Source organism: Agrobacterium vitis (assembly GCF_014926405.1).
GTDB classification, from domain to species: domain Bacteria; phylum Pseudomonadota; class Alphaproteobacteria; order Rhizobiales; family Rhizobiaceae; genus Allorhizobium; species Allorhizobium vitis_H.
The window spans coordinates 2254263-2277025 of record NZ_JACXXJ020000005.1 but is presented as its reverse complement, the minus strand read 5'-3'; the positions used below and the strand labels follow the sequence as shown (position 1 = coordinate 2277025).

Genomic DNA, 22763 nt, shown 5'->3' with positions numbered 1-22763 from the left:
CTGTCAGCTTTGGCTGCGCTCCGCCGCCCGGCTGGCGCGGATCGCTTCGGCGAGGAATGGGCGCGACAGGCCGTGATAGAGCGGTTCGCGTGACAGAAGCCGCGACGTCGCATAGCCCAGCATGGCTGCGGTCATGATGGCGATGGCGCTATCATGGCTGGCGGTCATTTCCATGATGATCACGAAAGCGGTCATTGGCGCCTGCACCACACCAGCGAAATAGCCGGCCATGCCGAGAATGGCGCCAAGCGCAATGCTGGAGCCGGTCAGGCTGGCGGCGGTGCTGCCGAGCCCCGCCCCCACTGACAGGGAAGGCGCGAAAATTCCACCCGGAATGCCGGAAATCATCGTCAGGAACGAGGCCGCCAGCTTTTGCGCGAAAAACAGCAGCGGCAGGGCTTGGCCCTCCACCGCGCCGCGCGCCTGTTCATAGCCGGTGCCGTAGGTGGCGCCTCCAGTCAGAATGCCGATCAGCGCCACGCCCAGTCCGCAAACGGCGGCGAGCAGCACGGCGCGCCGCAAGGGCATTGCCGACAACTGGGTCCAGCGGCGTATCCGACGCATAAAGGTCAGCGCCCCCGCACTGAACAGCGCGCCGAAGGCGCCGCCGCCAATGCCGCACAGGCCGACCAGCATCCAATCACGCAAGCCGGAGACGGTGGGATTGGCGGTGCCGAAATAGGTATAGCTGCCAACGAGACCGAGGGCTGCAAGGCCGGAAACGATCACCGCGATCAAAACCAGGCTGTTGACGCGGGAGTGATAGGTCTTGCTCATTTCCTCGATGGCAAAGACGATCCCGGCCAGCGGCGTATTGAACGCAGCGGCAATACCGGCGGCCGATCCGGCCAGGATCAGCCCATCTGCCCGCGCCATCCCGCCAATGCGGGCGCAAAACAGCATGATCGAGGCCCCGACCTGCACGGTCGGTCCCTCGCGTCCGATCGATCCGCCGCAGAGCAGACCGATTGCGGTCAAAAGCACCTTGCCGATAGCAATCCGCATTGACAGCAACCGGCTGCGCCCAGCCGGATCATCGATATGACGGGCGGCAATCGCCTGGGGAATGCCGGAGCCTTGTGATGCGGGAAAAACCTTGGCCGCCAGAAGCGCGCAAAGCGCAAAGCCTGCCGGCGTTAACAGAAGCGGAAGGAGAAAGGTCCATTGCGTGGCGTGGGTGATCGTGTGAAACAGCGCTTGGGCGCGGTCTGCCAGCCAGGCAAAGCCGACGCTAACGACGCCGATGGCACCAGCACCGGCCCAGAAGACCAGCCGCATTTTCCACATCCGCCAGGAACCGCTGAGCGCGCGCGAGCGCCGCAGCATTTTCGAGGGCGTGGAACGCGGCATGAGGCAACTCCCAGATGGCTACTGCATTATTCCTTAAATCGAAATCGATGAAATCCCAAGAGATTTAGAAGGTTGGGGATTTAGCGATTTGGGACAAACATTGGCGACGGGTTTTCAAAAATCGTCACTTGACCATAAGGGCGGCAATGGCCTTTGCGCCTGTACGGGTCTGGTATTTTACCGATTGTTCATGTATCCGCTTCACGACATGTTTACCGGGCGCTGCCATAAGCATGGCGGAGTGAATAATCCCTAATATTTCTCGGGCGAAGGACGTCGGGGCTGATGGTGAATGCATTGGAAACCGACGTTTCAATCAAGCCCGGACGATTTTTCCTGGTTGCCGGGATAGGTCTTGGCTGGCATGCGGCCAGCAAGCTCTTGCGCCTTGTGTTGGCGCTTGGCCTTGCGGCTTTGTCGCTGCTGTCGATTGAATTCCTGCTGGAGCCCCTGGCGGAGCTTGGCCTCGTTTACAAACTGCATCAGGATATTGGCGGCGCGAGCTTAGCGACGCTGTCATTGCTGGGTGCCATCGCGGCTGGCCGTGTTGTTCAGCAGCAGATCAGGCCGGTTCGGGCGGGTGCATCACCTGCTCATACACAATTGGCTGGGCGCATCGTGCGGGAAAATTCCCGGGCGGCGGCAGGCCTGGTGGCGCTTGGCGACAAACAGGTGCTGTTTTCTGACGCGGGCGATGCGTTTATAATGTATGCGCGTCGTGGCCGTCGGTTCGTCGTGTTGTTCGACCCGGTCGGGCCACGGGCTGCCTGGCCGCATCTGGTGACGAAATTGCTGAAAGAGGCAAAGGCTTGCGGCTGCCGCGTTGCCTTCTACCAGGTCTCCCCGGATTTTCTGCCTGTTGCGGCGGATGCGGGCCTGCGACTGTTCAAGCTGGGCGATCAGGCGATTGTCGATCTGCATCGCTTCGACCTGAAGGGTGGCGACTGGCTGAAGCTGCGCCGCTCGATCAACCGCGCCGAGCGCGACGGACTGGAGTTTTCCATCGTGCCGCCAGCCGAGGTGGCGGGGCTGCTGGATGAGTTGGCTTACGTTTCGGATGTCTGGCTGGCTCATCACAAGGCCGGAGAAAAGGGCTTTTCGCTTGGCACGTTCCAGCGCTGCTATCTCTGCGCCCATCCAGTTGCCATCATTCGTCTTGAAGGCCGGATTGTCGCCTTTGCCAATATTCTGACCACCGAGACAAAACAGGACGCCTTCATCGACCTGATGCGGCATCTGCCCGGCACGCATCGTGGTATGATGGACCTGCTGTTCGTGAAGATCATGCTGCATCTGAAAGCGGAAGGCTATCGCCAGCTCGACATGGGCATGGCGCCGCTGTCCGGCCTGTCGGACCGAGCGTCCGCCCCGCTTTGGCACCGCCTTGGCCGTCTGGTCTATGAAAACGGCGAGCGGCTCTATAATTTCAAGGGCGTCCACGCCTTCAAGGCTAAGTTCGATCCCGACTGGCAACCCCGCTATCTTGCCGTCAGCGACCGGCGTCAAGCATTGCCCGCCGTGGTCGATACCGCGCTGCTGATCAGCGGCGGGATCAAAAAACTGGTGCGGCGATAGCGGTGTCTCGCGCCTGCTTGATCGTAACCATCGGGCGATGTATATCATATAGCGATATATGATAGGTGCGCTATGAGAACATTGATTGATCTTGATGACGATGCCGTGGTGAAACTGGACCGGATTGCCCGCCAGGAAAAAATTTCCCGGGCAGCGTTGATCCGCCAAGCCGTGGCATCGTTGCTGGAAGAACGGCAGAAGCCTGATTTGGATCACGGCTTTGGTCTCTGGAAAAACCAGCCGGATGGCCTTGCCTATCAGCAGGCCTTGCGCAACGAATGGTAAAAGCGCTGTTCGATACCAATATCCTGATCGATTTTCTGAACGGCAAGGAACCAGCCAGGCAGGAGCTTTCGCTTTACGAGGAAAAGGCGATCAGCATGGTGACCTGGATGGAGGTCATGGTTGGCGCATCCGATGAGAACGGGCAAGCGACCGCTGCTTTTCTGCGCAGTTTTCGCTGCATTGCTATCGATCAGACCGTGGCCGAGCGTGCAGTTGCGTTGAGGCGTGCGCATCGGCTGAAACTGCCTGACGCGATTGTCTGGGCAAGTGCTCAGGCCCATGACATGCTGCTGGTAACTCGCGATACCAAGGATTTGCCGGACAGCCATCCCGGCATCCGCATTCCCTATCGGCTGTGATGTCTTACCGATCACTCACCTGCCAAGTCGGATTAATCCACGGCTCCTGATTGCTGCGGGGTAGGGGATCACGGCCGAGAATATGATCTGATGCCTTCTCGCCAGTCATGATCGATGGGCCGTTGAGATTGCCATAGGTGACATGCGGAAAGATCGATGAATCTGCTACGCGCAGGCCTTCGACGCCAATCACCTTGCAAGTGGGATCGACCACGGCCATTGGATCATCTTTATTGCCCATTTTGGCTGTGCCACAGGGGTGATAGGCCCCTTCCAGATGTTCGCGCAGGAAGGCGTCAATCTCGTCATTGGTTTGGACTTTCGATCCCGGCGCGATTTCGGATTCCCGATAGGGATCAAAGGCTTTTTGCGCAAAAATCTCGCGGGTGATCCGCACGGCGTGGCGGAATTTTATCCAGTCTTCCGGATCACTCATATAGTTGAACCGCAATACGGGAGCGTCTTTGACATCCGGTGAACGCAAGGTAACAGAGCCACGCGATTTCGACATGTTATAGCCGACATGGGCCTGAAAGCCATGGCCCTCCACTGACGATTTGCCATCATACGACACGGCAATCGGCAGGAAGTGGTATTGCAGGTCGGGCCATTTCACGCCCGCGCTTGAGCGGATAAAGGCGGCGGCCTCGAACTGGTTGGAGGTGCCAAGACCGGTTTTGAAAAACAGCCACTGCGCGCCGACCACGCCCTTCCAGAACCAGTTGTTTTTGGAATGCAGGGTGATGGGCAATTTTGATTTGAACTGGTGGTAATATTCCAGATGGTCTTGCAGGTTCTGGCCAACACCGGGCCGATCCGCCACCACATCAATGCCCATTTCGCGCAAATGTGCCGCCGGGCCAATGCCGGAGAGCAGCAGCAGTTTCGGCGAGTTGAAGGCGGAGGCGGCAACAATCACCTCGCGGTTGGCGCGGATCACCTCGATCTTGCCAGCAATTTCCACTTCTACGCCCACAGCGCGGCGGCCTTCCAGCACGATCTTGCGGGCAAAACAGCGGATCAGGCGGCAATTGTCGCGCTTCAGTGCCGGTTTCAGATAGGCATTGGCGGTGGACCAGCGACGGCCTTGCCAACTGGTTTGCTCCATCAGGCCAAAGCCTTCCTGTTGTCGGCCATTGTAATCCTCGGTCACGGGAAATCCGGCCTGCGCTCCGGCATCAATAAATGCCTGATATAGCGGATTTTTCACCTCGCCCCGGCGTACATGCAGGGGACCATCGGTGCCGCGCCAGCCCTCTTCACCGCCATGAGAATGCTCCATGCGCTTGAAGTAAGGCAGCACATCGGCATAGGACCAACCAGTCGCTCCGAGCTCGTCCCAACGGTTAAAATCCTCCGCATGGCCGCGCACATAGACCATGCCATTGATGGAGGACGACCCGCCCACCACCTTGCCACGCGGCGCAATCATGCGGCGATTGTTGAGGTGTGGTTCCGGCTCGGTGACATATCCCCAATTGTAGCGGTTCATATTCATCGGGAAGGCAAGGGCGGCTGGCATTTGCACAAAGGGGCCAATGTCTGAGCCGCCGAATTCCAGCACGATGACCGTGTGCTTGCCATCTTCTGACAGGCGATAGGCCATGGCCGCGCCTGCCGAGCCGGAACCGATGATGATGAAATCTGCCTGATGCATGTTGCCAGCCCTTAGATTTGGGGACTAAAGTTGTAGGTCAGAACCCGGAGCTCACCCTGCCTCCGCTACGCTCGGTAGACCTCTCCGCATCTTTTATAGACAATGGGGGGAGAGGAGACCCGAAGCGCTGCGGTTCTTTCCCTCTTCTCCCCAGCGGGGAGAAGGTGGCGGCAGCCGGATGAGGGGGTGCGAAGCCCGAATTTAAAAGCGCCGTGATCTGCGAAAGGAGCCTTGACCTCAAAGCTCAATACGGCGCTTCACACTTCCCCATGCCGACATAAACCGTCTTCAATTCCGAATAATGCTCCAGCGCCGCCAGCGAATTTTCGCGGCCAAAGCCGGATTGCTTGGAGCCACCAAACGGCATTTCCACCGGGCAGAGATTATAGGTGTTGATCCACAGCGTTCCGGCTTCCAGCTGATCCACCACGCGGTGAGCGCGGGTGATGTCTGCGGTAAACACGCCGCCTGCGAGGCCAAATTCCGAGGCATTGGCGCGAGTAATCACGTCAGCCTCGTCGTCAAAATCCAGCACGCACATCACCGGGCCAAAAATCTCTTCGCGGGCGATGGTCATACCGTCCGTTACATCGGCAAACACGGTGGGCTGAATAAACGCACCAGTGCCCGCTGCGCTGTTGGGAATGCCGCCGCCCGTGATCAGCGTCGCGCCCTCGGCCTTGCCCTTGTCGATATAGGACAGCACCTTTTCCCGCTGCGCCATCGACACCAAAGGCCCCATCTGGGTGGCCTCATCTTGCGGATCGCCAATCACAATGGCTTCCGTGCGGGCCTTCAAGCGCTCAAGGAAGACCTGCTTAATAGTCGTGTGCACAAACACCCGCGTGCCGTTGGAGCAGACCTGCCCAGTGGAGTAAAAATTCGCCAGCATTGCCCCGGAAATGGCGCTGTCGATATCAGCATCATCAAATATGATCAGGGGCGATTTGCCGCCCAACTCCATGGTGACATGCTTCAAATGCCCAGCCGCAGCAGCCGCAACTTTCCGTCCCGTTGGCACTGATCCTGTCAAAGACACCTTGGCAACATCGGGATGATTGACCAGCAGCGGTCCCGTGTCCCGATCGCCCTGAATGACGTTGAATACGCCCTTTGGCGCACCCGCCTCAATCAAAATCTCGGCAATCTTCAACGCACCCAGCGGCGTCATTTCCGATGGCTTGAACACCATGGCATTGCCAGCGGCCAAGGCCGGTGCCGATTTCCAGCAGGCGATCTGCTGCGGATAATTCCACGCGCCAATGCCAACACAGACGCCAAGGGGAACCCGTTTGGTATAGGCAAAATCATTGCCCAGCGGAATATGGCTGCCGTTGAGTCCAACCGCTGCGATACCGCCAAAAAACTCGAAACTATCCGCGCCTGATGTTGGGTCTGCCACGATGGTTTCCTGTATAGGCTTGCCCGTGTCCAGCGTTTCCAGCTCCGATAATTCGCGGTTACGCTCGCGCATGATGTCGGCGGCCTTTTTCAGCACGCGGCCACGGGCAGTGGGGCTGAGAGCGGCCCATTCCTTCTGCGCCCGCTTGGCCGCTGCAATTGCCCGCTCCACAATCGCAGGCGTGGCCGCATGCAGCCGCGCAATCACCTCACCCGTGGCGGGGTAGATGCTGTCAATCACGGTGCCGCTTGCGTCTTCAACGTATTCGCCATCAATGAAGTGGGAGGCTTTGGGTTGGGCTTTCATCATAAAACTCGCAATTCTTCGTAAGACACCATCACATGCTCGCGAAACGCGGGGCGCGTGGTCAGGTTTTGATAATAGCGGTGAAGGGCGGGGCGCTCTGGCCGGGTGATATCGATATCGAAATAGCGAAACAGCACATGGCCGAATTGAATGTCAGCCAAGGTCAGTTCATCACCCACCAGATAGGTGTGGTGTGCCAGCCGTTGTTCGGCAATATCCAGCTTTGCGCCCAGCACGCCCATGGCTTTTGCAATGGCGCTAGGATCACGATCTTTTGGCGCAGTGCGCACCACGCGCCAGAATATGGGATAGGTAAACTCTTGCGCAATATTCACTTTGGACCATTCCGCCCACATATCAACCCGGGTGCGACCCGCCAGATCATCTGGCCAGAATGGCGACGATGCATAACGGCTGGCGAGATAGCGAAGGATAGCCCCTGTCTCAAACAGAGGGTCACTATTGCCATCTTGCAGAACTGGCACCGTGCCATTTGGGTTCATCGCCAGAAATTCCGGCGTGTCATTGCCCCCATAGCGATGGCCAACATCATGACGAACATAGTCAAGACCAAGTTCGCCAATGCACCACATCAGCGCTTGCACGTTTGAGGAGGATTTTCGGCCCCAGATCGTCAGCATTGTCATTCTCCCCTCGGATAGCGTTTGCTCTCTTCCAGCACATTCAAGTCCATATGGTTGCGCATGTAGCGCTCGGATGCCTTTTGCAGCGGCTGGTGATCCCATGGGTAATAGGCACCGTTGCGCAGCGCCTCATAAACCACCCAGCGGCGGGCTTGGCTTTCGCGCACCGCCGCATCAAAGCGGGCCATGTCCCAGCGGGCTTTCCGCTTGGTGATGAAATCGGCCAGAACATCGGCATAAGCCGGATCAGCGGCCAGATTGGTCAGTTCTTGCGGATCGCTCCCAAGATCAAACAATTGGTCGGGATCGAGCGCACAATGTACATATTTCCATTGCCCCTCGCGGATGCAGACCATCGGCGCATAGGAGCCTTCGGCGGCATATTCCATCAACACGGGCGCGGTGCGGGCCTCGCCACCGATCATGCCCTTGAGGCTTATGCCATCGGTCCAGGGCATGACCTCATCCATCGAAATTCCAGCCAGATCGCACAGCGTTGGCGTCACATCCAGATTGGAGGTTGGGGCCTGATGCAGGCCGGGCGTAATGCCGGGACCAGCGACCATCAGCGGCACGCGGGCAGAACCTTCAAAGAAATTCATCTTGAACCACAGGCCCCGCTCGCCCAGCATATCGCCGTGGTCGGAGCAGAACAGGATGGCGGTGTTGTCCAGCATCCTTGTGCGGGTCAGCGTGTCGATCAACTCGCCCACTTTATCATCAATATAGGAGATATTGGCGAAATAGGCGCGACGCGAGCGGCGGATGTCTTCTTCTGTGACGTTGAAATTGTCATAATCACAGGCGTAGATCAGTCGCTTGGAATGGGGGTCCTGATCCTCCAATGCGCCAACTTTGGGCAGAAGATGGGCGCAATCCTCATAGAGATCCCAGTATTTTTTGCGGGCCACGTAAGGGTCATGCGGATGGGTGAAAGAAACGGTGAGGCACCACGGGCGGCGATCTGCATCATCACTCTCACGGCTCAGATGGTAGAGTTTCTGATTGGCCAGAAACGCCACTTCGTCATCATATTCCATCTGGTTGGTAGTTTCGGCAACGCCAGCGCCCGTCACCGAGCCGAGATTGTGATACCACCAGTCAATCCGCTCACCGGGTTTGCGATAATCCGGCGTCCAGCCGAAATCGGCAGGGTAAATGTCGGTGGTCAGCCGTTCTTCAAAGCCATGCAATTGATCCGGCCCCACAAAATGCATCTTGCCCGAAAGCGCTGTGTAATAACCCGCACGGCGCAAATGATGGGCGTAAGTGGGTATGGACGACACATATTCCGCCGCATTGTCATAAACCTGCGTGCGGCTGGGCAATTGTCCGGCCATGAAGGAGGCGCGGGCAGGAGCGCAGAGTGGCGAGGAGGTATAATTGTTTTGAAACCGGGCGGAGCGCGCCGCCAGCGCTTTCAAATGCGGCGCATGCAGCCAGTCTGCCGGGCCATCGGCAAACAGTGTGCCGTTGAGCTGATCGACCATGATGATGAGAATATTGGCTCTGGTCACGGTCTGGGCTCCCCAAGGTTAATGGCATGTAACTGCCCGCTGACATAGTCCTCCACCAGTGTGACAGAGGCATCAATGGACAGCGGTGCAGCCCGCAGGCTCTGGCGAATGTAAAGCCCGTCGATCATTGCTGCCGTGCCTTCGGCAATACGCTCGGCGTCGGACCGGCTGGCCAGAGGCAACAGGGCGTCGACCAGATTGGAGCGCAACCGCCGGGCATAGATCACCAGCAGGCGGCGGGTCGCTTCCGAGCGTTGCGCTTCGGAATAAAAGGCAAGCCAGGCCGCCACGGTATCGGGCGCAAACTGGTCGGCCTGGAAGCTGATACGGATCACGGCGCTAATCCGTTGGCGCGGGGTGGTTGCCGCGGTCAGCGCGCTGGCGGCATCGGCTTGCAATTGTCTCAACAGCGAGCGGATCGTTTCGATCAGCAATTGCTGCTTGGAGCCGAAATAATGATGGGCCAAAGCGGGAGAAACCCCAGCAGTGCGGGCAATTTCAGACATGGTGACGGTTAGCGAACCATGCGTGCCGATGGCTTTCAAGGCCGCATCGACAAGGGCTTTTCGTCTGACCGGCTCCATTCCCAGTTTCGGCATGGCCTATCCTTTCTGATAATCATCAATCTATTCTTGATTGACTGATCAATCAATAAAAATCAGCCAGCGGGATGCCGGTCCGAGGTCCAGATGATTGCCGAGCGTGGGCTGACACCAGGTGGACTTAGCCAGTCCGGGGACTGTCACAAAACTTTCATCCCCGGTAAAGATTTCCTTCAGGCTTTGCCGTCACCGTGCCGTAAACTTAAACAATTTGGGCGCAGGGATATTTTCAATGGTAGCGGTTGCGACGGAACGCGGAGTATTGCGCCGCTATGCCAGCGATCAATTGCTGACGCTGGCGAAAGTCGTGATGGAAAATGCCATGCAGCCGATTGTCGAGGTTCAGACCGGGGCGGTCTTCGGCTATGAAACGCTGATGCGCGGTCAGGAACGAATCGGCTTTGAGACCCCGCTCGATATTCTCGACCAGGCCCATGAAACGGGTCAATTGCTGGCCCTGGAGCAGATGGTGGCGAGCAGGGCGCTGGCCAAATTTGCCAGCCTGCCCGATCATGCGGCCTATACGCTGTTTCTCAATCTCGATGTGCGGCTGATTGCGCAAGGAGAGACGATTATCGACGGGCTTTTGGCGCATCTGCGCGCCGCCGGGATTGCGCCGTCGTCTGTGTGTTTTGAATTATCGGAGCGGTTCAACAATACCGAAGTGCCGGAATTTGCCGGTCTGATGGTGCGGCTGCGCAGCGCCGGCTTCAAGATTGCCATTGACGATTTCGGCGTTGGCCATGCCGAGATGAAGCTGCTCTGCGATTTCCCCATCGACTATCTGAAAATCGACCGGCATTTCATCTCAGGGCTGGACAGTCATTCGCGCAAACGCCATCTGGTGAAAAACATCGTCCAGACCGCCCATGTGCTTGGCGTGCGGGTGATTGCCGAGGGGATCGAGACGGAAGGCGAGTTCATCGCCTGTCGCGAGCTTGGCGTGGATCTCGTCCAGGGCTGGTACATTGCCCGGCCCACCACCCATCTGGCTGAGCTGAAATCCCACTATCGGCATCTGAAGGATATCGGCCAGTCACGGCGCTCCAGCCAGTCGCTGGACGAAATCCTGATCCGCAAGCAGATCGAGCGCCTGCCGACAGTCTATGAAAATGACAGTGTCGATAGCGTGTTCGACCTGTTTCGCCGCAATCCGCGCCAGTCGTTCTTTCCGGTTCTGAACGCCAATGGCGAACCACGCGGCATCATCCACGAAGTGCATTTGAAGGAATATATCTATCAGCCCTTCGGGCGCGATCTTCTGAAGAACAAGGTCTATGAGCGGACCATATCGCAATTCGTCGATCACGCTCCAGTCGTGGGGCTCGATGCCGATGCCGACCGGCTGATGGCGATCTTCTCTAATACCGAAGGCAGCGATTGCGTGCTGCTGACCGAAAACCTGCGCTATGCGGGCGTGGTTTCTGCGGCCTCGCTGGTGCGCATCATCAATGAAAAGCAGTTGAAGACCGCTCAGGAGCAGAACCCGCTGACCGGCCTGCCAGGCAATCGCGCCATTCGCGATTTCATGCAGGACAGTGGTCGTGATAGCGATGACCTTCGCCATTTCTGCTATTGTGATTTCGACAGTTTCAAACCCTTCAACGATCACTACGGCTTTCACCTGGGCGACCACGCCATTTCGCTGTTTGCCGCGCTGATGCGCCGTTATTTCTTCGCCGATGGCGTGTTTCTCGGCCATGTCGGCGGCGACGATTTCTTCATCGGCCTGATCGGTTGGACGGGCGAGGAAGTCGTCGAGATCCTCGACCGGCTGCTCTCGGATTTCCACGGCGATGTCGCCGCTCTCTATTCACCGGAAGACCGGGCGCAAGGCCGTATTCGTGGCACGGACCGTCATGGTATCGACCGCGATTTTCCGCTGATGCGCTGCTCCATCGGTGTTCTGGAATTACCGCAGGGGCTGGTTGTCGATGATGTCAGCCGCCTGTCGTCGGAAATCGCCAGCGTCAAGAAAAGCGCCAAGGATAGCGATAGCGGCCTTTTTGTCTCCGGCATCCGTTCGCCGCAGCCGATCGGGTGAGGTGGGTTTCGGCTCAATCGGTCTGATAAACAATGACCGCCTTTGAAAAATCCTTGTTGCGCAGATCCGTGCGGCGGATCATCACATAATAACCGCCGTTGAAATCGACGCCGTCGCTGGCATAGCCGGTGATCGTCAGCAGGGGAATCCAGTTTTCGATGGGGCCCGCAAGACCCCTTATGGTGCGGATGTAATCGTCATTGCGCGGCAGATCGAATTTCACGTCTTCGGCACCGAGATCGATGGCCGGGTCGGATTGAACGAAGTTCGGCCAACCGTAGAATTGGAAACCGTCGCCGGGGCCGCTGGTCAGCGCATCCAGCCAGGCCCGATGCGGCGGCTCCTGCGGATAGGGATAGCGGGTCAGCATCGGATAGGACCCATCGCCCGGCAGCGTATAGGAAAAGGTTGGATCGATCCGGGCGGATGGCAATCGCATCGCCTGCTCGTCGGTGTCTCCCTCACGCCGCTCACCCCAAAGCGCCATGCCGAGATCAGGGACGGGACGGCGTTTCAACTCGCTCTGCGCGGCGGGAAGATAGAGAAGGGAAAAGGATTTTTCCGCCTGCTGCTCGCCAAACCAAGGCAGCAGCACCAGGTCGAAAAACACCAGAAGCCGGCCGTCCGTGGGAATATCGGGATCGACAGGGCCGGCTGCGGCAAGATCGAATTGCAGGACGAAGGCAAGCGGAGCATCCCGGTTGGCGAGAGGTTCCTTCTCGGCAATCATCTGCTGGTAATAGGGGCTGGGGTTCTCGGCATTCAGCTTGCGCAGGACGTCAACGTCTCTTTTGCCGCTCGAGGACGGCTTGCGCATTGGCCAGTCCGTGTTCTCAGGCATGTCCGGCGCGCCGCCGATCTTGCTTGCGCCGACCGGAATGTCCTTATCCTCCAGCGCTGTCGAGCTGAGAATTGTCGTTGGCCGGGCCTGTTTCAGCAAGCTGCTTCGATCCCAGGACCCCACGCCGAACGTCTTCAACGACTGGTCGAGTTCGTCTTTTGTCTTGAAATAAGGGCCAGCCTTGCGCTGCTGCGCGAAGGTGCCTGTGGCGTTACCGAAAGCCAGGAGGCCAGCCGCCCCGGCAAGAACGCTGCGACGGGTGAAGAGATGCGGGGCAAGGGGCTTTTTGTGCATTCAAATGGTCCTGAACTATCGGGATTCCTGGTCATTCGTTCGGTATTAGAAGGACTTATGCCGCCCCGCGTCGATCCGTCTTCTTTTCTTTTCGTCTCTCGGTCTCTAGATAAGGTCGAGGTACACTTAGTCCAGAGGCAAAAGATGACGCTTCCCACGCACATGCGCTATGTCGATACCCCATCCTTCGGCGGGCCTGAGGTCATGACAATTGCCCAGGGTCCGTTGCCGGAGCCAAGCGCCGGTGAAATTCTGGTGAAGGTCGAAGCGGCAGGTGTCAACCGGCCGGATGTGGCGCAGCGCCAGGGCAGTTATCCGCCGCCGAAGGGCGCAAGCCCTGTTCTCGGCCTGGAAGTGGCTGGCACCGTGGTGGCGGTGGGCGAAGGGGTGAGCGACTTTGCCATTGGCGACAAGGTCTGCGGGCTGGCCAATGGCGGCGGTTATGCCGAGTTCTGCATTCTTCCGGAAGGGCAAAGCCTGCCCTGGCCCAGGGGATTCGATGCGGTGAAAGCGGCGGCGGTGCCGGAAACCTTCTTCACCGTCTGGGCCAACCTGTTCCAGATGGCGGGGCTGACCGAAGGCGAAACGGTCCTCATCCATGGCGGCTCCTCGGGTATTGGCACCACGGCGATCCAGCTTGCCCGTGCTTTCGGTGCCGACGTGCTGACCACGGTTGGTTCGGCTGAAAAGGCCGAGGCCTGCCTGAAGCTCGGCGCTCGCCGGGCCATCAATTACCGGAGTGAGGATTTCGCCGAGGTGGTGAAGGCCGAGACGGATGGTAAGGGGGTCGATATCATCCTCGACATGATCGGCGCGTCCTATTTCGAAAAGAATATTGCATCACTGGCCAAGGACGGCTGCCTATCGATCATTGCTTTTCTAGGCGGTGCCGTGGCCGAAAAGGTCAATCTCGGCCCGATCATGGTCAAGCGCCTGACGGTGACGGGATCAACGATGCGCCCGCGCACCGCGGAAGAAAAACGCGCCATCCGCGACGACCTTTTGGCGAGCGCCTGGCCGCTTCTGGAGCAGGGCACCGTCGCACCGGTCATTCATACCGTTCTGCCGTTCGACAAGGTGGCGGATGCGCATCGGCTGATGGAAGACAGCACACATATCGGCAAGATTGTGCTGACGCTCGTATGATGTTCTGCCAACGGTAAGTTGATCAATCACTCAGTAATGCAGCTTTTTAATTTATGTGCCTTGTCGATCCGCGATTCGTCACCTACCTTCTTATCAACTTCAACAGAAAGAAAGGAAGGTGATCCAATGTCTAATGAGATTTCGGTCTGCGTAGAGGGCTTTGGAATGGTGATGGTCGGAAAGGGGCAGCCCTCGATCTGATCCCATCTTCCTTCGGCGGCAGCTGTGCCGCCGGGTCTTCAGTCAGGCCAAACTCATGCAAAATTCATGGCCGCAAGGCCAGGAGGAAAGGGTCGCGAAAGCGGCCCTTTTTGCTGTTCCGTTGATCGTTCCTCTTCATCCCATGATGTCTCTCCAGCCCCGCGCAAACTCTTGTTTTTATGGATGAGAGGGCCGGGCCATCTGTATCCGGCGTTGGAACCCGGTGTTGCCTTGTGAATTCGATAATTCCGGTGACACGGGTGTTTGTTGTTGGAGCATCGCGTGGCCACCCTGGAACTGGTACTTTCGGCCTATCAAAGCGGCGATCTGGACCAGGCGCTGGCGCTGGCCAATGCGACCGATGAAACGGACCCGGATCGGATCGCTGATCTGGATTTCCTCACCGGCGGCATCCGGTTGAAGCAATCCGACAGGGCCGGGGCGGCCAAGGCTTTTCTGAAGGTGGCACACAGTGCATCGGCCAAGGCGAATGATTGTCTGGTGCTGGCCATTGATCTGATGTTTTCCGAGAGCCAGTTCGAGCCGCTTGCCGGGCTTGTCGATCTCGTGGCAAAACGGCTTGCCGATCATCAGACAGCGGTGTTCAAGGTTGTGACTGCCTTGTCCACGCTTGGACGGCTCGGCGAGGCCCATGCGATCATCGGCGCACTGGATTGTGAAAAACGTCCGCATCTCAATCTTCTCATTGCTTTCATTGCGACCTCGAGGGACAGGGACGGGCTCTATGCCGTTCTGCTGGCCAACGCCGCGCGCTACCCCAACAATGCTTTCCTGCTTGCCGCTCTAGCGCTACGCGCCCTGGAGCGCTGCGATTTCGCGGTGACGGATCATTTTGCGGCCAGGTTGCGGGAACCGGGTTTTGGGGAGCGTCTGGCAGCTTTTGAGCTGGGTTTGGCAAGGATCATCCGCACCGATGATGAGCGTGAGGCGGCAAAGCCGTTTTTCGGAGCGCTCGAAGTCATGCGTCACCGTGCGCAAGTGGCAGAACCTCTCGCGCGCCGGGCGATCCGCCCGCAGGGCCGACTTCGCATCGCCTATTTTTCCAGCGATCTTCGCCTTCATCCGATGATGACGTTGATCTATGACGCCCTGTTGCAGCATGACCGTTCGCGGTTCGATATTATCCTGCTGTGCCATTCTCCCGTCGGTTGCGAGACTTATCAATCGACGTGGCCGGAGCAATTGCGCGGCGAAGTCGTCCGGGTTCGCGACCTGTCCAGCGCCGCCATCATCGAATGGATACGCCAAAATGAGGTGGATATCCTGGTGGATCTGAATGGGCATACGGCGCGGGCAAGGCTTGATGTCGTTGACCTTTGCGACGCGCCGATCAAAGTTACCTATATGGGATTTCCCGGTGCGGTGATGGGGGTCGATCTGGACTATGCGATCACCGATCCGATCATCACGCCCGATAGCAGCAAGCCCTATTATCAGGAAAAGCTCTGCCGCTTGCCGGAAACCTATATGGCCAACAGCGTGTCTAGCCGGACTTGGCAGCAGAGGGCAAGCCGCGAGTCGGTTGGGTTGCCATCTGGTCTGTTTGTGTTCGGCTCGTTCAACGGGTCGCAGAAGATCGACCGTCAGGCGATCCGTATCTGGGCGCAGATTCTGAAGCGCGTGCCTGAGGCCGTCCTTTCCATAAGCTGCGCGCGAGCTGCGGTGGCGGACAATCTGCGCGTCGCCTTCGCGCAGCAGGGCATCGATGCCGGGCGATTGATCTTCTTCGATAATTGCCCGAGTGCGGAGTTTCTGGCCCGGATGTCGGCAACCGATCTGGTGCTCGACACCTTTATTTACAACGGCCACACCACCACATCCGATGCGCTGTGGGCAGGGGTTCCTGTCCTGACGAAGAAAGGCAAGGCGTTCGCTGGTCGTGTTTCCGAAAGCCTGCTGAAGGCCGTCGGCCTGCCGGAACTGGTGGCCCAGGATGCGGATGATTTTATAGCCCGCGCCGTTGATCTTGCCGAGCATCCAGACCGGTTGGAAGACCTTCGAGCACGGCTGCGCACCCAGATTTTAACCGCGCCGCTGTTTGATGCCGAGCGCTTCACACGCCATCTGGAGCGTGGCTACGAGATGATGGCGGAGCGGGCGCGGGCGGGCCTTGCGCCCGATCATATTGATGTTCCCGCCTTGCCTGCGCGCAAGGAGCCGTTTTTTACGCCGCAAGAGGCAGGCCATGGCAACGTTTGATGTGGCGGTAAAGGCCTATCAGACCGGGGATTTCGAGGCGGCGCTGCGTGCGGCGCGGTCTGTGATTGCCAAAAAAGCGCCTAACCATGCGATGGCACAGGCCCTGGTTGGTAATATTCTGCTGAAATGCGGCGATAAGCCAGCCGCCGCCAGCGCCTTTGCCCAGGCGGCAAGCGCCAATCGCGCCGAGGCACCTGCCTTTCTGAAACTGGCGGCGACGCTGTTTCTCCAGACCGGACAGACGGATGATGTTCGCCGGATCGGGCTAGAGGCGGGTCTGCTCAATCGCAACGATCCGGCCTTTGTGCTTGTTATGGCTCAGACCCTACTGGCAGCTTGGGACGACCCGGCCCGTCAGGCGGTGACACAACTGATCCCTTATCTTGACCGGACGAGTGGCCCGGCGATGTTTTTTGCCGCCAGTTTCTACCGCGCCAATTGGCAGCTGCCCGAGCTGAAAACGCTGCTGGACGAGGCCCGCGAAACCGTGCCTGACGATGCCGCCATCGAAGGCCTGCGCTTTGCCAGCGCCCATGATCTGGTCGATCTCGCCACCATCGCCCGTCATCAGGCGTTGATGACCACCCCGGACGAGCCTTACGCGCGTGCTGTCTTGCAGGTCGAGCAGGCGCTGTCCCGTGTGCTCTGGTGCGAAGACGAGAGTGTGCAGGCCAAGCCCGTGCGCGAGCATCGGGCCCTGTCGCAAAGCTTTGCCGCCCGCCCCCTTCGCCGGAAAATGGTCGGCCGGACAATCGGGAACGGCGATCACCCCCTGCATATCGGCTATCTCTCCAGCGATTTTCACGCCCACGCGACCATGACGCTGTTTCTCGACAGCCTGCTGGCCCATGACCGCAGTCGGTTCAGGATCACGCTATTTTGCTATACCGCAAAGACCTACAGCGCCGATCAGCAGGCCATGCCGGAGCAGCTACGCCAGGAGCTTGTCAGCCTGCGCGATCTTTCCGACGCGGCCGCCGCTGCCGAAATTGACCGTCGGAAAGTCGATATTCTGGTCGATCTGAAAGGCCATACGCCGGGTGCCAGGCTCGGCATCGTCAATCTGTCGTCGGCGCCAGTTAAAGCAACCTATCTCGGCTTTCCCGGCCCGGTGTCCGGCGTCGATCTGGATTATGCCATCACCGATCCGGTGGTGACGCCTGACAGTGCCGAGGCTTTTTACCAGGAAAAATTCTGCCGCCTGCCGGAGTGCTATCAGGCCAACAGCGCTGCCAGCCGTCCGCAACCAAGGCCGTCGCGGCGTGCCGATCATGGGGTGCCGGAGCATGCCTTCGTTTTTGCGTCCTTCAACGGCGTCCACAAGATCACGCCGCAGACCATGTCCCTGTGGGCTAGAGTATTGCGGGCCGCACCCGATAGCCTGTTGTGGATGCTTTGCCCGGATGCCATTGCAAGAACCAACCTGGAGGCGGCCTTTGTGGCGGAAGGCATCGATCCGGCCCGCATCCTGTTTGCCGCCAAGCAGGATTATGGCGACCACGTCCACCGGCTGCCGCTGGCCGATCTGGCGCTCGATACCTTCCCCTGCAACGGCCATACGACGACCTCCGATATGCTTTGGGGCGGGCTGCCGGTCTTGACCAAACGTGGGCATTGTTTTGCCGGGCGGGTGTCGGAAAGCCTGTTGAAGGCTGTCGGCCTCGATCAACTGGTGGCTGATGATGAGGAGGCGTTCGTCAGTCTGGCCGCAGAGCTGGCCCGGCAACCGGACAAGATCGCCGCGTTGAAAAACCACCTTGCCACCAGCCGCCATGCCGCGCCGCTGTTTGATACGCTTCGCTTCACCCAACATCTGGAACGAGCCTATGAGATGATGGCGGAGCGCGCCCGCGCGGGCTTGGCGCCAGCCCGGATCGATGTTCCGGCCTTGCCGGGGTAAGTGTTTAACGCTGCCGCCGGGCAAGCCTCGGGCAATGGTTTTCCTCTATCCGAGATGATGCTGCGGCATGTTCCTGCCGTCGCATGGATTGAACATGCAGGTGGCTTGGCGGATCATGGCTCAGGATATGGATTTGGCGCTCAATGCCTACCGGCAGGGCGCGTTTGATAAGGCTCTGGGCCATGCGCAGGCGGCAGCCAGGCAATTGGCGCGGGCCGGAAAAGCTGGGCAGGCCGAAATGCTCGCCGCTAATATCCATCTGAAGCTCGGCCAGAAAATCGAGGCGGCGCAAGCCTTCGCCCGGTCGGCCGCGGCTTTGCCGGAAAAGCGCGCCGAATTCCTGAAATTCGCCGCCAAGCTCTATCTGGCCGAGCGGCGGGCCGATCTTCTGGAAGGCATCGCTGTTGCAGCAGCGCGCGCCAATTCAGACGATGCGGGTTTTGTCGGCGAGATCGCCAACATGCTGCTGGGGGCAGGCATGCATCCGCCACTGGATGAATTGGTGCCGCTTCTCGATATGACCAATAACTGGCATTTGCAGATCGTCATCAACCATTACCAATTGACACGCAAACCGGACAAGCTGAAGCCGATCATCGAAAAGCGCTATGCGGAAAGCCCCGGGGACAGTTTTGTCGCGGTGAATTATTTCATGTTCTGCCGCTCCAGCCTGTTCTTTCCGGTGGCAAGACAATGGCTGGACATGATGAAAACGCCTGAAGATCCGTTGACGGCGGAGATCCTTTATCGTGACCAGCCTCTATCGCGCTGCTACTGGAGCGACGATCAGGCGGTGATCAACGGTCCTTGCGGCGGCACCGATCTGCTTCAGCGCAATGTGGGCACTGTCATGCCACGGCGCGCGGTTCGCCCTTTGGGCGAAAAACTCAAGATCGGTTATCTCTCTTCGGATCTGACCATCCACGCCACCATGTATCTTCTTTACGATGTCTTTCTGGCCCATGACCGCAGCCGTTTCGACATTACTTTCTTTTGCCATACGCCGCCTGGTCAGGCCGCCATCCAGAAGACCTGGGATCCGGTGCTACAATCGGAAATTATCGCTGTCGGCCAGATGGATAATGACGGGATCGCCCAGGAAATCAGCCGGCGCGGCATCGATATTCTCATCGATCTGAAGGGACACACGGCGGGCAACCGGCTTGCCGCCGTCGCTCTTTCGGATGCACCGGTCAAGGCCAGCTGGATCGGTTATCCCGGCTCGGTGCGTGGTGCGGGGCTGGATTATCACGTAACAGACCCCATCGTCACACCCGACGATGCCAAGCCGTGGTTTGAGGAAAAGCTCTGCCGCCTGCCGGAAACCTATCAGGGCAATTGCAGCCTGACCAAGCCGCGCCCCAAAGTCTTGAAGCGGGCCGATCACGGTCTGCCGGAAGGAGCCTTCGTCTTCGCTTCCTTCAACTCGCCCGCCAAGATCAGTCCGCAAAGCATCACCCTGTGGGCCTCGATCATGAACGCCGTGCCGGATAGCCTGCTGTGGATATTGTGCAGCGGGCCGCAATTGCAGGCGAATTTCGCCGAGGAATTCGCTCGCCTCGGCATTGGCCGCGACCGTATCGTCTTTGCTGAAGGGGTCGATTATCCTGATCATCTCAGCCGGGTGGGTCTTGCCGATCTCGCGCTCGACACGTTCCCCTATAACGGCCATACCACGACCTCGGATCTGCTCTGGGGCGGCCTGCCGGTGCTGACGAAAAAGGGCCGAAGCTTTGCTTCGAGAGTATCTGAGAGCCTGCTGACGGCTATCGGCCTGCCCGAAATGGTGGCGCGGGACGGTGAAGAGTTTGTCGAAAGGGCGGTAGAGTTCGCCGCTCACCCGGAAAAGATCGTCGCCCTGAAACAAAAGCTCGAAGCCAACCGCCGTAAGGAGCCTTTGTTTGACACCGAGCGCTTCACCCGGCATCTGGAACGCGCCTATGAGATGATGGCGGCGCGGGCCAGGGCAGGGCTTGCGCCCGACCATATCGACGTGCCGGCCCTGCCGATCCGGTCAATGCCTTTATAGGTGCGCACAGCACTGTAAGAATCTTGCCAGCTTGTTTAGGGATGCGCCCTGTCGCATTCTGCGTTAATCAAACAGGCTCCCCAAACACGTAAGGCCTCGCCATCATGACCAATCCCATTACTGTTGAAGTCACCCGTGGAAACCGCGTCGAAAGCCGCCATCATGGCGTGGCCGTGGTGGTGGATGGCGATGGACATGTGGTGTTTTCCGCCGGAGATATCGAGGCTGGCGTGTTTCCGCGCTCGGCCTGCAAGGCCATGCAGGCCCTGCCTTTGGTGGAAAGTGGTGCTGCGGATGCTTATGGGTTCGGCGACAAGGAACTGGCGCTGGCCTGTTCCTCGCACTCCGGCGAGGATGAGCATGTGGTGCTGGCGGCGCTGATGCTGGCCAGGGCCGGGCTGGATGTGGATGCGCTGGAATGCGGCGCTCATTGGTCTTTCGACCAGAAAACCCTGATCCATCAGGCCCGCACATTGGAAAAGCCGCAGGCGCTGCATAACAATTGCTCCGGTAAACATGCCGGTTTCGTCTGCGCCTGCGTACATGCTGGCTATCAGGTTGAAGGCTATGTGGAATACGATCACCCCCTGCAACGCGATATCCGGGCGACTATGGAAAGCCTGACGGGCGCCGTGCTGGACCGCGACCATTGCGGCACCGACGGATGCTCCATTCCAAGCTATGCAGTGCCGTTGAAGGCGCTGGCCCATGGTTTTGCCAGGATGACAACGGGGCAGGGGCTGGAGCCGCTGCGCGCCAAGGCCTCCAGACGGCTGATCGATGCCTGCATGGCGGAGCCCTATTACGTGGCAGGAACCGCCCGCGCCTGCACGAAGATGATGCAGGTCGCTCCGGGAAAGATCTTCGCCAAGACCGGTGCTGAAGGGGTGTTTTGCGCCGTTCTGCCGCAGCAGGGCCTGTCGATTGCGGTCAAGGCGGATGACGGCGCGACCCGCGCCGCCGAGGCGATGGTGACGGCGCTGCTGGCCCGCTATTTCGAAAAGGACAGTCCCGAGCGGCTGGCGCTGCTGGCCATGGCCAATAAGCCGATGCACAATTGGACAGGCCGCCATGTCGGTGATGTCAGGGTGACCGACGTGCTGTTTTCCTGATCTCTCGCGATTTCATATCCTGACGACGGCTCATGCCTGGAAAAGCGCGATCCCTGTCGCCTGATAGGGGGTAAGACGCTCCGCCTCCACACTGGGCCCGACGATCAATCCCGCCAGGGCTGGCAGTGGCAGAATCTGGCAGGGCGACAGTGTATCCAGCTTTTCCGAGGTCAGGCAGAGATAGGTTTCGGCACTGACCGAGGCGATTATCCGTTTGATTGCCGCTTCCTCAGCATCGCCAGTGGTGACACCATGCTGGGGGTGGACGGATGTCGCACCCAGGAAGAACAGGTGCGGGCGCAGCCTTGCAATCGCCTCCGCCGCCACTGCACCCACCGCCACCATCGAATGCCGATAGAGCCGCCCGCCGATCAGGATAACCTCGATATCGCTGCGTCTTTCCAGCTCGACAGCAATGGTCGGGCTATGGGTCATCACGGTCAGGCCGAGATTTTGCGGCAGCAGCCGGGCAATTTCAGCATTGGTGGTGCCGCCATCCAGAAAGATCATCTGCCCCGGCTGGACCAGCGCTACGGCACGGGTTGCCAAAGCCTGTTTCTCGCTGCCCGCCCGGCTTTTCCGGGCCGAGAAATCCGGCAGGTCTGGCGAAAGTGGCAGCGCCCCGCCATGCACACGGGCGAGCAATCCCGCTGCTGCCATGTCGCGCATGTCACGGCGAACGGTGTCTTCCGACAGGTCGAGTTCAGCGGCGAAATCCTTGGCGATCACCCGTCCGTCGCGTTGTAGCCGGGAGAGAATGAGAGCCTTGCGTTGATGAGTCAGCATTGCACGAAATTACCTGAAATTTCACATAACTACATATATTGACGATTTTGACTCGACTCTCAAGAGAAAACATGCAGATTTATGGACATTCGTGCAGTTTAATGGAGAGAGAAATGCTGATTTTGATTGCAGGCCCTTATCGATCGGGCACCGGTGACGACCCGGTGAAAATGGCGGCCAACCTGAGGGCATTGGAGGCACCGTCCTATGCGCTGTTTCAGGCGGGTCATGTGCCAATGATCGGGGAATGGGTGGCGCTACCGATCTGGCACGCAGCGGGTGGAACGGCTGTCGGCGACGCGCTCTATGAGGAGATTTTCCACCCGGTCGCGGGTCGGCTGCTGGCGCTTTGCGATGGTGTCTTGCGCTTGCCCGGTGCTTCCAAAGGCGCCGACAATGATGTGCGGATTGCCAATGAGCGGGGCATTCCCGTGTGGACCCGGCTGGAGGATGTGCCCGATGTGGTCGTGTAATATGAGGAGGCGCGATAGCG

The 22763-nt window shown here is 59.0% G+C and carries 18 protein-coding genes; 10 read left to right on the top strand and 8 right to left on the bottom strand.

The genetic code is table 11. From position 1 onward, the window contains the following. Positions 1-3: 3 nt before the first annotated feature. The gene (locus IEI95_RS21920; protein WP_234891052.1) at positions 4-1350 is read right to left on the bottom strand and encodes a chloride channel protein; all 1347 of its coding nucleotides are present in this window, start codon (positions 1348-1350) and stop codon (positions 4-6) included. A 285-nt stretch (positions 1351-1635) separates the two neighbouring features. Here IEI95_RS21920 and IEI95_RS21915 point away from each other — a divergent pair, with 285 nt between their 5' ends. The 3 genes from IEI95_RS21915 (at position 1636) to IEI95_RS21905 (ending at position 3569) form a co-directional block, all read left to right on the top strand. Then, positions 1636-2925, top strand: a complete 1290-nt coding sequence (locus IEI95_RS21915; protein WP_156534035.1) for a phosphatidylglycerol lysyltransferase domain-containing protein — start codon at positions 1636-1638, stop codon at positions 2923-2925. Between the two features lie 72 nt (positions 2926-2997). Continuing rightward, positions 2998-3210, top strand: a complete 213-nt coding sequence (locus IEI95_RS21910) for a ribbon-helix-helix domain-containing protein (protein WP_156534033.1) — start codon at positions 2998-3000, stop codon at positions 3208-3210. Continuing rightward, entirely contained in the window at positions 3204-3569 is a 366-nt protein-coding gene (locus IEI95_RS21905; RefSeq protein WP_156534031.1) for a type II toxin-antitoxin system VapC family toxin, read from the top strand. The genes IEI95_RS21910 and IEI95_RS21905 overlap by 7 nt, the downstream gene beginning before the upstream one ends. A gap of 4 nt (positions 3570-3573) precedes the next feature. Here IEI95_RS21905 and betA read toward each other — a convergent pair whose 3' ends face one another. From betA to betI, 5 genes are all read right to left on the bottom strand, one after another. Then, entirely contained in the window at positions 3574-5226 is a 1653-nt protein-coding gene (gene betA, locus IEI95_RS21900) for a choline dehydrogenase (RefSeq protein ID WP_194417011.1), read from the bottom strand. Between the two features lie 244 nt (positions 5227-5470). Beyond that, positions 5471-6934: a betaine-aldehyde dehydrogenase gene (betB, locus tag IEI95_RS21895; RefSeq protein ID WP_194417344.1), complete on the bottom strand. Its 1464-nt coding sequence runs from the start codon at positions 6932-6934 to the stop codon at positions 5471-5473. Then, positions 6934-7575: a glutathione S-transferase family protein gene (locus IEI95_RS21890; RefSeq protein WP_194417010.1), complete on the bottom strand. Its 642-nt coding sequence runs from the start codon at positions 7573-7575 to the stop codon at positions 6934-6936. Before IEI95_RS21890 ends, betB begins: the two co-directional genes overlap by 1 nt. Positions 7576-7577: 2 nt before the next feature. Then, the gene (gene betC / locus IEI95_RS21885; protein WP_194417009.1) at positions 7578-9095 is read right to left on the bottom strand and encodes a choline-sulfatase; all 1518 of its coding nucleotides are present in this window, start codon (positions 9093-9095) and stop codon (positions 7578-7580) included. After that, complete coding sequence (gene betI, locus IEI95_RS21880) at positions 9092-9694, bottom strand: transcriptional regulator BetI (protein WP_156537706.1); 603 nt, start codon at positions 9692-9694, stop codon at positions 9092-9094. Before betI ends, betC begins: the two co-directional genes overlap by 4 nt. Positions 9695-9929: 235 nt before the next feature. Here betI and IEI95_RS21875 point away from each other — a divergent pair, with 235 nt between their 5' ends. Further along, a complete protein-coding gene (locus IEI95_RS21875) occupies positions 9930-11741 on the top strand; it encodes a GGDEF domain-containing protein (protein ID WP_194417008.1) in 1812 nt (603 codons plus the stop codon). A gap of 13 nt (positions 11742-11754) precedes the next feature. Here the strand turns inward: IEI95_RS21875 and IEI95_RS21870 are convergent, their stop codons facing one another. Continuing rightward, positions 11755-12876, bottom strand: coding sequence for a DUF1963 domain-containing protein (locus tag IEI95_RS21870; RefSeq protein WP_156537707.1), 1122 nt, complete (start codon positions 12874-12876; stop codon positions 11755-11757). Between the two features lie 144 nt (positions 12877-13020). Between IEI95_RS21870 and IEI95_RS21865 the strand changes: the two genes are divergently transcribed. From IEI95_RS21865 to IEI95_RS21845, 5 genes are all read left to right on the top strand, one after another. Then, on the top strand, positions 13021-14022 hold the full coding sequence (locus IEI95_RS21865) for an NAD(P)H-quinone oxidoreductase (protein WP_156534017.1): 1002 nt from the start codon (positions 13021-13023) through the stop codon (positions 14020-14022). Between the two features lie 483 nt (positions 14023-14505). After that, the gene (locus tag IEI95_RS21860; protein WP_194417007.1) at positions 14506-16443 is read left to right on the top strand and encodes an O-linked N-acetylglucosamine transferase, SPINDLY family protein; all 1938 of its coding nucleotides are present in this window, start codon (positions 14506-14508) and stop codon (positions 16441-16443) included. Further along, positions 16430-18343 carry an O-linked N-acetylglucosamine transferase, SPINDLY family protein gene (locus tag IEI95_RS21855; RefSeq protein ID WP_194417006.1) on the top strand — a complete coding sequence of 638 codons (1914 nt, stop codon included), beginning with the start codon at positions 16430-16432 and terminating at the stop codon, positions 18341-18343. The genes IEI95_RS21860 and IEI95_RS21855 overlap by 14 nt, the downstream gene beginning before the upstream one ends. 67 nt (positions 18344-18410) lie before the next feature. Next, positions 18411-20372 (top strand): O-linked N-acetylglucosamine transferase, SPINDLY family protein, encoded by a 1962-nt coding sequence (locus IEI95_RS21850; RefSeq protein WP_156537711.1) that lies wholly within the window; start codon positions 18411-18413, stop codon positions 20370-20372. A gap of 104 nt (positions 20373-20476) precedes the next feature. Then, complete coding sequence (locus IEI95_RS21845; RefSeq protein ID WP_156534009.1) at positions 20477-21484, top strand: asparaginase; 1008 nt, start codon at positions 20477-20479, stop codon at positions 21482-21484. A gap of 30 nt (positions 21485-21514) precedes the next feature. Here the strand turns inward: IEI95_RS21845 and IEI95_RS21840 are convergent, their stop codons facing one another. Beyond that, entirely contained in the window at positions 21515-22270 is a 756-nt protein-coding gene (locus IEI95_RS21840; protein WP_156534007.1) for a DeoR/GlpR family DNA-binding transcription regulator, read from the bottom strand. A 113-nt stretch (positions 22271-22383) separates the two neighbouring features. Between IEI95_RS21840 and IEI95_RS21835 the strand changes: the two genes are divergently transcribed. Beyond that, complete coding sequence (locus tag IEI95_RS21835; RefSeq protein ID WP_156534005.1) at positions 22384-22743, top strand: DUF4406 domain-containing protein; 360 nt, start codon at positions 22384-22386, stop codon at positions 22741-22743. Positions 22744-22763: the final 20 nt, after the last annotated feature.

Coding starts and splice junctions, on each gene's coding strand:
- IEI95_RS21920 (WP_234891052.1), bottom strand. CDS start 1,350: ATGCCGCGTTCCACGCCCTCGAAAATGCTGCGGCGCTCGCGCGCGCTC.
- IEI95_RS21915 (WP_156534035.1), top strand. CDS start 1,636: ATGGTGAATGCATTGGAAACCGACGTTTCAATCAAGCCCGGACGATTT.
- IEI95_RS21910 (WP_156534033.1), top strand. CDS start 2,998: ATGAGAACATTGATTGATCTTGATGACGATGCCGTGGTGAAACTGGAC.
- IEI95_RS21905 (WP_156534031.1), top strand. CDS start 3,204: ATGGTAAAAGCGCTGTTCGATACCAATATCCTGATCGATTTTCTGAAC.
- betA (WP_194417011.1), bottom strand. CDS start 5,226: ATGCATCAGGCAGATTTCATCATCATCGGTTCCGGCTCGGCAGGCGCG.
- betB (WP_194417344.1), bottom strand. CDS start 6,934: ATGAAAGCCCAACCCAAAGCCTCCCACTTCATTGATGGCGAATACGTT.
- IEI95_RS21890 (WP_194417010.1), bottom strand. CDS start 7,575: ATGCTGACGATCTGGGGCCGAAAATCCTCCTCAAACGTGCAAGCGCTG.
- betI (WP_156537706.1), bottom strand. CDS start 9,694: ATGCCGAAACTGGGAATGGAGCCGGTCAGACGAAAAGCCCTTGTCGAT.
- IEI95_RS21875 (WP_194417008.1), top strand. CDS start 9,930: ATGGTAGCGGTTGCGACGGAACGCGGAGTATTGCGCCGCTATGCCAGC.
- IEI95_RS21870 (WP_156537707.1), bottom strand. CDS start 12,876: ATGCACAAAAAGCCCCTTGCCCCGCATCTCTTCACCCGTCGCAGCGTT.
- IEI95_RS21865 (WP_156534017.1), top strand. CDS start 13,021: ATGACGCTTCCCACGCACATGCGCTATGTCGATACCCCATCCTTCGGC.
- IEI95_RS21855 (WP_194417006.1), top strand. CDS start 16,430: ATGGCAACGTTTGATGTGGCGGTAAAGGCCTATCAGACCGGGGATTTC.
- IEI95_RS21850 (WP_156537711.1), top strand. CDS start 18,411: ATGTTCCTGCCGTCGCATGGATTGAACATGCAGGTGGCTTGGCGGATC.
- IEI95_RS21845 (WP_156534009.1), top strand. CDS start 20,477: ATGACCAATCCCATTACTGTTGAAGTCACCCGTGGAAACCGCGTCGAA.
- IEI95_RS21840 (WP_156534007.1), bottom strand. CDS start 22,270: ATGCTGACTCATCAACGCAAGGCTCTCATTCTCTCCCGGCTACAACGC.
- IEI95_RS21835 (WP_156534005.1), top strand. CDS start 22,384: ATGCTGATTTTGATTGCAGGCCCTTATCGATCGGGCACCGGTGACGAC.